The following is a 7,779-nucleotide window of genomic DNA, read 5'->3' on the forward strand; positions in this document are numbered from 1 at the left end:
ACGGCTCCTGCACCGTCCGAGACAATGGACGCGGTATTCCGGTGGAGATGCATAAAAAGGGTGTGGCAGCGGAGCGAATTGTGCTCTCGACCTTGCACGCGGGCGGCAAGTTTGACAACAATGCGTACAAGACGAGCGGCGGTCTGCACGGCGTCGGTTCGTCGGTTGTCAATGCCCTCTCAGCGCATCTGGAGGTCAATGTATATAAGAATGGACAGATCCATCACGATGCATATGAGCGCGGTATCCCGACGGTTGGGCTGATCGATGGTCTTCTGCCGGTGGTTGGAAAGACAAGAGAGACTGGAACGGAGATCAATTTCCTGCCGGATCCGGAGATTTTTGAAAAAACGAGGTTCAAGGCGGACTGGCTCAAGAGCCGCCTGCATGAGACGGCATATCTGAACCCGAAGCTGACGATTCTTTATGAGAATAAGCGGGCAGGCGAGGCTGAAAAGGTGACTTATTCGGAGCCGGACGGCATCGTGGCGTATGTGCGCGAGCTGAACAGCACGAAGACGCCGATTCATGATCCAATTTATTTTAAGGGCGTCAGCGACCAGATCGAGGTTGAAGTGGCGTTCCAGTTTGTCGATGCATTTGAGGAAAATGTACTCGGCTTCTGCAACAATATTTTCACACAGGAGGGCGGCACGCATCTGGCGGGCTTTAAGACGCGTTTTACCCAGATGATCAACAGCTATGCGAAAGAGCTGGGAATCCTGAAGGAAAAAGATACAAAATTTACAGGACCGGATACGAGAAACGGCATGACGGCGGTTGTGGCGGTCAAGCATCCGGATCCGATCTTTGAGGGGCAGACGAAGACAAAGCTGGCGAGTGCCGATGCGACAAAAGCGGTGTTCAGCGTGACAGGGGACGAGCTGCAGCTTTATTTTGACCGGAATTTAGAGGTATTGAAGGCGATCATCGCCTGTGCGGAGAAATCTGCAAAGATCCGGAAGGCAGAGGAACGCGCCAAGACCAATATGCTGACGAAATCCCGTTTTTCCTTTGACAGCAACGGAAAGCTGGCAAACTGTGAGAGCCGCGAGGCAGAGAAATGTGAGATTTTCATTGTCGAGGGAGATTCCGCGGGCGGTTCAGCTAAGATGGGACGAAACCGCCGCTATCAGGCGATCCTGCCGATCCGGGGCAAGATTTTAAATGTGGAGAAAGCTTCGATGGACAAGGTGTTGGCGAATGCCGAGATCAAGACGATGATCAATGCGTTCGGCTGCGGCTTTTCGGAAGGATATGGCAATGATTTCGATATTGCGAAGCTGCGTTACCACAAGATCGTCCTGATGACGGATGCCGATGTGGACGGAAGCCATATTGATACGCTGCTTCTGACTTTCTTATACCGTTTTATGCCGGAATTGATTCAGAACGGGCACGTATATATTGCGATGCCGCCGTTATTTAAGGTGATTCCGAAAAAGGGAAAAGAAGAGTATCTATACGATGAGAAAGCATTGGAGCGCTACCGCAGAACCCACACAGGGGAATTTACTCTGCAGCGCTACAAAGGTCTGGGCGAGATGGATGCGGAACAGCTCTGGGAGACGACGTTAAACCCGGAGAACCGTGTGCTCAAGCGTGTGGAGATCGAGGATGCCCGGATGGCGTCGGAGATCACGGAGATGCTGATGGGAAGCGACGTGCCGCCGAGACGGCAGTTTATCTACGACCACGCGGATGAGGCGGAGATAGATGCTTAATAGAAAGATTATGAGTGACTGTGAAGGCACTGAACAGTTACGATTATGAAAGTATATGACAGGAATTTAGGAGATAGAAAATAGAATGGCTGAAACGATCATTACGACAGAATATTCAGAGGAAATGCAGCGCAGCTATATGAACTACTCGATGAGTGTCATCACGGCCCGCGCCATCCCGGATGCGAGGGATGGTTTGAAACCGGTACAGCGCCGCGTCCTTTACGATATGGGGGAGCTGCATCTGGGGCATGACAAGCCGCACCGGAAATCGGCGCGTATCGTCGGTGATACGATGGGTAAATACCACCCGCACGGCGACAGTTCGATCTATGAGACGCTGGTCGTGCTTTCCCAGAATTTTAAGAAAGGAATGCCGCTGGTAGACGGACATGGAAACTTTGGTTCCATCGAGGGCGACGGGGCGGCGGCGATGCGTTACACGGAGGCGCGTCTCCAGAAGTTTGCGGAGGAAGTATATTTAAAGGATTTGGATAAGACCGTCCGCTTTGTGCCGAACTACGATGAGACGGAGAAAGAGCCGGAGGTTCTGCCGGTCCGTGTGCCGAATCTTCTGATTAACGGTGCCGAGGGAATTGCGGTCGGCATGAGCACCAGCATTCCGCCGCACAATCTGGGCGAGGTCATCGATACGGTGATGGCGTATATCGATCAGCCGGAGATGGAGACGGAAGCGCTTCTGAGCGTCTTAAAGGGACCGGATTTCCCGACAGGCGGCATCATTGCGAATAAGAGTGAGCTTCCGGCGATCTATGAGACGGGAATGGGGCGCATCAAGCTGCGTGCCCGGATGGAGGTGGAGCTTGGAAAACGCCGTTCTGACCGGGACAAGCTGGTGATCACGGAGATTCCGTACACGATGATTGGCGCGGGCATCAATAAATGTCTGTCGGATATCGCAGATCTGGTTGAGTCCAAGAAACTTGCCGATGTGGTGGATATTTCCAACCAATCGAATAAAGAAGGAATCCGGATTGTTCTGGAACTCAAGAAAGATGCGGATATTGAGAAAATCCAGAATATTTTGTATAAAAAGACAAAACTGGAGGATACATTCGGCGTCAATATGCTGGCGATCGCGAATGGACGCCCGGAGACGCTGAATTTAAAGGGAATCTTAAAGAATTACCTGGATTTCCAGTATGAAAATAATACCCGCAAGTATCAGGTGCTTCTGGAAAAGGAGCAGGAGAAGAAGGAGATCAAGGAAGGTCTGATCACAGCCTGCGACTGCATCGATCTGATTATCGCGATCCTGCGCGGTTCGAAGAACCTGAAAGATGCGAAAGCCTGCCTGATGGAGGGCGATATTTCCAAAATCCAGTTCCGCACACCGGGATTTGAGGAAGACGCCAAGAAGCTTCATTTTACGGAGAAACAGGCATCTGCGATTCTGGAAATGCGTCTCTATAAACTGATCGGCCTGGAGATCTTGGCATTGCAGAAGGAGTACAAAGAGACACTTCGCAAGATCAAAGAATACCAGAAGATTCTCGGCAGCCGTGAGGCGATGGACGAGGTGATTAAAGAAGATCTGCAGTCAATTAAGGAAGAGTTTGCAGTGGAACGCCGGACGAAGATCGAGGATGGACGCGAGGCGGTGTATGACGAAGCGGCGGAGAGCGCCAGACCGGGCGTGTTCGTGCTGGACAAGTTTGGTTACTGCAAGATTCTGGAACCGTCGATCTACGAGCGGAACCGGGAGACAGTGGATACGGAGAATGTGTATGTACTGCCGTGCCATACGACGGATAAGATTGGATTGTTTACGGATCTGGGTGCATTCCATCAGGTGAAGGTGACGGAGATTCCGTTTGGAAAGCTGCGCGATAAGGGTGTGCCGATTGATAACCTGAGTAAATTTGATGGCACCAAAGAACGTCCGGTCTGTGTGGTGAATGCGGCGCAGTTAAAGGGACAGAAGCTATTATTTGCAACAAAGGATGCGATGATCAAGATCGTGCCGGGCGGGGAATTTGAGACAAATAACCGGACAGTGGCGGCGACCAAGCTTCAGGAGAATGATATGCTTCTCTCGGTACAGCCGGCGGACGGCATGAGAGAGGCGGTCATCCAGACAACCAGCGGTATTTTCCTGCGATTCCCGATCGAGGAGATATCGGAGATGAAGAAGAATGCGAAAGGTGTGCGCGGCATCAAGCTGGGACGTACCGAGTCGCTGGAGGCAATCCATCTGCTGGACGGCACCGAGGACGATCCGATCGTTATGTATAAAGAAAAACCGGTTCATTTGAGCCGTTTGAAAATAGGGCATCGCGATGGCAAGGGAAGCCGGGCGAGAAGCTAGAACAAAACAGAAAGAAAAAAAGGAGGTATTTCATATGACTGAACTTCAGAACACACCGACCCCTCATATCGGGGCAAAGCAGGGCGAGATTGCGGAGACAATTCTGCTTCCGGGCGATCCGCTGCGGGCAAAGTATATCGCAGAACATTTTCTGACGGATGCAAAACAGTTCAATACAACGAGAAATATGTACGGTTATACCGGCTATTATCAGGGCAAACGCGTGTCTGTCATGGGAACCGGCATGGGCTGTCCGTCGATGGGAATTTATTCGTATGAGCTGATTCATTTTTATGGATGCAAGAATCTGATCCGGATCGGAACAGCCGGTGCGCTGCGTCCGGAGGTAAAGGTGCGCGAGCTTATTTTTGCGATGGGCTCCTGTACGACATCCAACTATGTAAAATAGTTTCGCCTGCCGGGGGATTATTCCTGCGTGTGCAGCTATGAGCTGCTGGAAAAGGCGGTTGAGTCTGCGAAAAAGAGAAATTTAAAATATCATGTCGGTAATATTTTGTGTTCCGATATGTTCTACAACCCACCGCTTGAGCCGACCGGAACTACCTGGGCGCAGATGGGCGTGCTGGCAGTGGAGATGGAGTCGGCGGCACTTTACAGCAACGCTGCCTATGCGGGCGCAAATGCGATCTGTATCCTGACCGTATCGGATTCGGCAGTGACCGGAGAGGCGACGACGGCAGAAGAACGCGAGAAGACGTTTACCAATATGATGGAAGTGGCGCTGGATCTGGTGTAAGTGCTAAGCTGGTAAAATAAAAGTAGAATTTGAAGGTTACTGTTTATGGGTAGGCACTTTTGGAACCGAAAGTGCCGTAAGAAAACGTGGTGGCAGCAGGAAGAGAAAACAGGAGAGAACAATGATAGGAATTGCTCCACAGGAGTGGAAAACAGATCTTCCGGAGTTTTGTGAAAAAACGAGGGATTTTTATGCAGGAAAGATGGATAAGGGCTCATATAAGGGCTTTTCAGGACGTTATGGCAGTTATGCACAGAAAGGCGGCGCGGCGAGCATGCTGCGTCTGCGTATGACGGCAGGATGTGTGTCGAAGGAGAAGCTTGCATTTATCGCAAAGGCAATCCGTGCATATCAGGTAAATATGGTACATTTTACGACTTGTGAGAGTGTGCAGTTTCACAATCTGGATGAGAAATCAGTTTGTGAATTGATGGAGCAGGCACTCGATGCCGGGATCGTGACGATGGGCGGCGGCGGGGATTTTCCGCGAAATGTGATGTGTTCTCCGCTTTCCGGCGTGGAAGAGGGCGAATATTTCGACGTTATGCCGTGGGCGAAGGCGGCGGGAGAATATCTGATGACCTTTATCAATGCGGAAAAGATGCCGCGCAAGCTCAAGGTCTGTTTCTCTAATTCACCGGCGAATGTGACGCACGCGACCTACCGCGATCTGGGATTTGCGGCTTGTCCGGACGGAACGTTTGATGTGTACAGTGCAGGCGGCCTGGGAAACAATCCGCAGTTTGGCGTTAAAGTTGCCGAGGGCGTTGCGCCGGAGAAGATTCTTTATTACGTTAAGGCGATGTGGCTGACATTCCGGGCATATGGCAATTACGAAAACCGCGGAAAAGCGCGTACCCGGTATATGCAGGAAGCGCTCGGCGGAGCGGAAAATTACCGGAAGGCGTATCAGGAGAAGCTTCAGGAGGTACTGGCATCCGGGGAGCAGCTGGATCTTTCCCGCGAGGAAGTGATGGCAGCGGCAGGAAAAAAAGAAAAGCAGAGCAAAACAGGCGATGGAAGCAGCGCGTCGGGAGAACGTGTGCTGGAGCAGAAACAGCCGGGACTTTATACGGTTATCTGGCATCCGATTGGCGGACAGCCGCGCCCGGAGACGCTGGCAGCCCTGGGAGAACTGATGCAGACGATTGACGGCACAGAGCTTCGCCTGGCACCGGATGAAACTGCGTACATCATTAATTTGACCGGAGCAGAAGCAGAGAAGATTCTGGAGGCGACGAAGGAGACGGCTCAGACAAAGTTTGAGACATCGGTAAGCTGTATCGGTGCGTCGATCTGTCAGGTCGGTGCACGTGATTCGCAGGCTCTGTTACAGGCATGTGTAAAGGCGGTTGGGGAGGCACAGATCCCGGACGGCGCACTTCCGCAGATTCATATTTCCGGATGTCCGTCTTCCTGCGGTACCCACCAGACTGGACCGATGGGATTCCGCGGCGGCGTGCGGATGGCAGATGGCAAGGCACAGCCGGCATTTGTATTTTATCTGGGCGGAAATGAGGTACAGGGAAAAGAGACGATGGGACGTGAGCTTGGCACGATGTTTGAGAGCGAGATTCCGTCGTTCTTAGTCAAACTTGGAAAAGAGATTGCGGCAAGGGGGCTTGATTTTGAGAGCTACCGGACGCAGTACCCGGATGGGATTGAGAAGGCTGCAGCGGAATACTTAGCTTAGAAGAACCTATTTTGAGTTAAAACATCGTTAAATCCGTGACAGACGTTATAAATTTATCAAATGTCCGTGAGTGACGTACAAATGTATTTTTCTTGCGGAAAAATGTTGATTTTTTGTTTGTTTTGTTATAGGATAGACAAGAATTACAGCGGCAGAGTGAAAACGTGTTGCAGAGCAGGAGCTTCCTATCCAAACTCCATCCTGCCATGAGAAGCTGAAAAAGCCGCTGTCAGAAGAGGAGAAAAACGATGAACATGGAAAAGAAATTACGTGTAGGCATTCTGGGAGCAACTGGTATGGTAGGTCAGCGTTTCATCACGCTTCTGGCAAATCATCCGTGGTATGAGATTACTGCGCTGGCAGCAAGCCCGCGTTCTGCAGGAAAAACATATGAGGAGGCAGTCGGCGGACGCTGGAAAATGCAGACCCCGATGCCGGAGTGTGTGAAGAAGATGGCCGTTATGAACGTAAACGAGATCGAGAAGGTAGCATCCGAAGTTGATTTCGTGTTCAGCGCCGTAGATATGACAAAAGAAGAGATCCGTGCGATTGAAGATGCGTATGCAAAGACAGAAACACCGGTTGTTTCCAACAACAGCGCACACCGTTGGACGCCGGATGTTCCGATGGTAGTGCCGGAGATCAATCCGGAGCACTTTAAGGTGATTGAGTTCCAGAAAAAACGTCTGGGAACCAAGAGAGGCTTCGTAGCGGTAAAACCGAACTGTTCCATCCAGAGCTATGCACCGGTTCTGACTGCATGGAAGGAATTTGAGCCATATGAGGTAGTAGCTACGACGTATCAGGCAATCTCCGGAGCTGGCAAGACGTTCAAAGACTGGCCGGAGATGGAAGGCAACATCATCCCGTACATCGGCGGTGAGGAGGAGAAGAGCGAACAGGAGCCGCTTCGTCTCTGGGGAGAGATCAAGGACGGCGAGATCGTGAAGGCATCCGAGCCGGTGATTACCTGCCAGTGCATCCGTGTACCGGTTCTGGACGGACATACAGCAGCCGTATTTGTAAAGTTCAGAAAGAAACCAACCAAAGAGCAGCTGATCGAGAAGCTGGTTAATTTTAAAGGACTTCCGCAGGAACTGGAGCTTCCGAGCGCACCGAAGCAGTTCATTCAGTATCTGGAGGAGGATAATCGTCCGCAGGTACAGCTGGATGTCAACTATGAGAAGGGCATGGGCGTATCTGTTGGCCGTCTGAGAGAAGACAAAGTTTACGATTGGAAGTTTGTAGGTCTCTCCCACAACACACTGCGCGGCGC

The 7,779-nt window shown here is 51.4% G+C and carries 4 protein-coding genes and 1 pseudogene; all 5 read left to right on the forward strand.

Annotated features, from left to right (window positions below; all coding sequences use genetic code 11):
- Window positions 1–1,724, forward strand: a 1,724-nt coding sequence (locus QVO97_RS04815) for a DNA gyrase/topoisomerase IV subunit B (RefSeq protein WP_288188970.1), incomplete at its 5' end; no start/stop codon positions are given.
- Between the two features lie 85 nt (window positions 1,725–1,809).
- Window positions 1,810–4,053, forward strand: coding sequence for a DNA gyrase/topoisomerase IV subunit A (locus QVO97_RS04820; protein ID WP_022359254.1), 2,244 nt, complete (start codon window positions 1,810–1,812; stop codon window positions 4,051–4,053).
- A 34-nt stretch (window positions 4,054–4,087) separates the two neighbouring features.
- Window positions 4,088–4,810: pseudogene (gene deoD, locus QVO97_RS04825) on the forward strand (purine-nucleoside phosphorylase).
- A 202-nt stretch (window positions 4,811–5,012) separates the two neighbouring features.
- Window positions 5,013–6,503 carry a nitrite/sulfite reductase gene (locus tag QVO97_RS04830; RefSeq protein WP_369678383.1) on the forward strand — a complete coding sequence of 497 codons (1,491 nt, stop codon included), beginning with the start codon at window positions 5,013–5,015 and terminating at the stop codon, window positions 6,501–6,503.
- Between the two features lie 254 nt (window positions 6,504–6,757).
- A partial coding sequence (gene asd, locus QVO97_RS04835; protein ID WP_288188973.1) for an aspartate-semialdehyde dehydrogenase occupies window positions 6,758–7,779 on the forward strand: 1,022 nt, incomplete at its 3' end.

This window comes from Clostridium sp. CAG:43 (assembly GCF_000434655.1).
Classification (GTDB): Bacteria; Bacillota; Clostridia; order Lachnospirales; family Lachnospiraceae; genus Otoolea; species Otoolea fessa.